The 2,838-nt window shown below is 73.6% G+C and carries 3 protein-coding genes; 1 reads left to right on the top strand and 2 read right to left on the bottom strand.

Annotated elements, in window-relative coordinates; all coding sequences use genetic code 11:
* Positions 1 to 1,032, bottom strand: a 1,032-nt coding sequence (locus tag N869_RS14105) for a penicillin acylase family protein (protein ID WP_198026089.1), incomplete at its 3' end; no start/stop codon positions are given.
* A gap of 53 nt (positions 1,033 to 1,085) precedes the next feature.
* On the bottom strand, positions 1,086 to 1,697 hold the full coding sequence (locus tag N869_RS14100) for a TetR/AcrR family transcriptional regulator (protein WP_052105603.1): 612 nt from the start codon (positions 1,695 to 1,697) through the stop codon (positions 1,086 to 1,088).
* Positions 1,698 to 1,818: 121 nt separating this feature from the next.
* Here N869_RS14100 and N869_RS14095 point away from each other — a divergent pair, with 121 nt between their 5' ends.
* Complete coding sequence (locus N869_RS14095) at positions 1,819 to 2,787, top strand: ABC transporter ATP-binding protein (RefSeq protein ID WP_052105602.1); 969 nt, start codon at positions 1,819 to 1,821, stop codon at positions 2,785 to 2,787.
* Positions 2,788 to 2,838 lie beyond the last annotated feature (51 nt).

Here is a 2,838-nt window from a genome sequence, read left to right as displayed (position 1 = left end):
GGCGGGCATCCGCACCGAGAACGTGGGCACGTCGGGCGCTGTGGGCACGACCGTCTCGTCCGGGCCGGCTCCGACCGCCAGGCCGGTCACGACCGGGCCGCGGGCGGTCTCGGCCCACGGCACCCGGTGCACGCGGACCCCGTCGGCGTGACGTACCTGGACGTCGACGGTGCCGCGGGTGACGGGCTCGGTGCCGTTGGGGCCCTGGGCGCGCGTCTGGCCCGCGAGGGTCGTCAGCCGCTCCCGGAACACCTCCACGTGGTGGGCGACCGCGTTGGTGATGCCCCAGGCGACCGTCCCGGCGTGAGCCATGTGGGAGATGCCCGGCACCCCGGGGAACGCCATGCCCAGGACGTCGTACTCCGGGCAGGCCAGACGCACCTGCTGGTAGACCCCGGGCAGCTCCAGGACCCGGTGCGGGTCGCCGGCGAGCAGGGGCAGGCCGCTGCGGGTGCGCGACCCGTGCAGGGCCCAGGCGTTGCTGCCGCTGGTGGGGCCACCGTCGGCGGCGAACACCTCCAGCAGGCGGACGGGGTCCAGGTCGGGGTGGGCGGGCCCCAGGGTCTGCACCAGGTGGTCGCGCCACAGCAGGTGCGGCAGGTTCGAGAACAGCACGTGCGAGACCTGGAACACCCCCAGGGGTGCCCACCGCGGCCACGGCTCGTGGGCGGGCGCGGGGCCGGGCAGGCCCGCCAGGGCGCGCATCTCGGGGGTGTCACGGCCGTCGACGAGGCCGGCGTTGACGCCCTCGACGTAGGCGTCGACCCAGGCGCGGTCGGCGGGGTCCAGGGCGTCGTAGGCGCGCCGGGCGGTGCAGGGCAGGCGGACCTGGTGGGCGAAGACGTCCCACGGCAGGGCGGCGGGCCCCAGGTGCTCGGCGGCGCGGCCCTCGGCCCGCCAGCGGTCCACCTCGATCTGCCAGGCGCGGTCACGGGCGGTGACGTAGCCCTGGCCGCGGGCGAGGGCGAGCTCGTCGCCCGCACGGACGTGCGGGATGCCGTGCTCGTCCCGGAGCACCTCGAACGAGCCCACGTCCCACCTCCCCCACGCCGGGCGCAGCCGCCCTCGACCAAGGGGAGCCTAACCTAATCGGCGGGGCGGCCTTCGACCACGTCCAGGCCCTCGGTGAAGATCACGAAGGTCCGGTCCAGGACGTCGGCGAACGGCTCGGCGAACCCCGTGCCGTGCCAGTGGTGGATCGCGCCCAGCAGGCCGCCGACCAGGGAGTGGGAGAACACCTGGATCTCGAGGTCGTCGTGGGACCGGCCCAGCCGCTCGGCCATGTAGGTGCCGAACACCTCGGTGATCGCGTAGGTGTGCATGGCGGTGGCCGCGACCAGCGCGGGGTCCGACATCGCGATCCGGATGCGCCGGGCGACCTGGCGCTCAGCGTCGGGGCCCATGCCCTCGAGCACCTCACGGAACAGGGCCCGCAAGCCGTCGAGCGGGACGGGGACGTCGAGGGCCGGCCCCAGCAGGTGGTCCATCTGGGGGTCGAACTCGTCCCACAGGACGAGCTGCTCCTTGGTGCCGAAGTACCGGTAGACGCTGCTCGGCGAGACGTCCGAGGCGGCCGCGACCTGCTCGACGGTCACGGCGGTGAACCCGTGCTCCTCGAACAGGTCCAGGGCTGCGGCCTGGATCCGCAGCATCGCGGCGGTCTTCTTGCGTTCGCGCAGCCCGGGCACCTCGCTCATGGGCACAGGCTAACGACGCACACCTGACAGTGACTACCCGTTGACAGCAACTCTCACAACATCTACCGTCAACTGACAGCCACTGTCAGATTCCGCCTCACGGCGGGGAACAGGACCCCTGATGGACCACGTCATCGACACCCGTGCACTGATCAAGACCTTCGGCGCCACCCGAGCGCTCGACGGCCTCGACCTGACCGTCCGACGCGGTGAGGTGCACGGGTTCCTCGGGCCCAACGGCGCGGGCAAGTCGACCACCATCCGCGTCCTGCTCGGCCTGCTGCGCGCGGACTCCGGGCACGCACGCGTCCTGGGCGGTGATCCCTGGGGCGACGCCGTGCCCCTGCACCGGCGCCTGGCCTACGTCCCCGGGGACGTCCACCTGTGGCCCACGCTCACCGGCGGGGAGGCCATCGACCTGCTCGGCTCCATGCGCGGGCCCGTCGACACCGCCCGCCGGGACGAGCTGGTCGAGCGGTTCCGCCTGGACCCGTCCAAGCGGTGCAGCACCTACTCCAAGGGCAACCGGCAGAAGGTCGCGATCGTCGCCGGGCTCGCCGCCCCCGTCGAGCTCTACCTGCTCGACGAGCCCACGTCCGGGCTCGACCCCCTCATGGAGGCGGTGTTCCAGGACGTCGTGCAGGAGATCACCGCCGACGGCGGGACGGTGCTGCTGTCCAGCCACATCCTGGCCGAGGCCGAGGCCCTGTGCGACCAGGTCTCCATCATCCGCGCCGGCCGCGTCGTGGAGACCGGCACCCTGACCCAGCTGCGGCACCTGACCCGGACCAGCGTGACCGTCACCACCGGCCGCCCGGTCCAGGGCCTGGAGAACCTCGACGGCGTGCACGACGTGCGCGTCACCGACGCCGGGCGCACCGCCCACCTCGAGGTCGACTCCACGCGCATGGGCACCCTGCTGGACGCGCTGGCAGGGCACGACGTCACCCACCTCACCGCGACGCCGCCGACCCTCGAAGAGCTCTTCCTGCGCCACTACGGCGACGAGCTCGCCGCCGCCGGCACCACCGCTGACACCGCTGACACCGCCACCGCTCTGTCCGGCGCGGCCCAGGAGGACGCACGATGACCACCGTCGCACCCACCCGCACCGCGACCCCCGCGCCCCCGGCCCGGCGCG

Source organism: Cellulomonas bogoriensis 69B4 = DSM 16987 (assembly GCF_000767165.1).
GTDB classification, from domain to species: Bacteria; Actinomycetota; Actinomycetes; order Actinomycetales; family Cellulomonadaceae; genus Actinotalea; species Actinotalea bogoriensis.
This window is presented reverse-complemented; position numbering and strand designations above follow the sequence as displayed.

Bases quoted from the DNA above. Each gene is read 5' to 3' on its own strand.
- N869_RS14095 (WP_052105602.1), top strand. From the start codon at position 1,819: ATGGACCACGTCATCGACACCCGTGCACTGATCAAGACCTTCGGCGCC.
- N869_RS14100 (WP_052105603.1), bottom strand. From the start codon at position 1,697: ATGAGCGAGGTGCCCGGGCTGCGCGAACGCAAGAAGACCGCCGCGATG.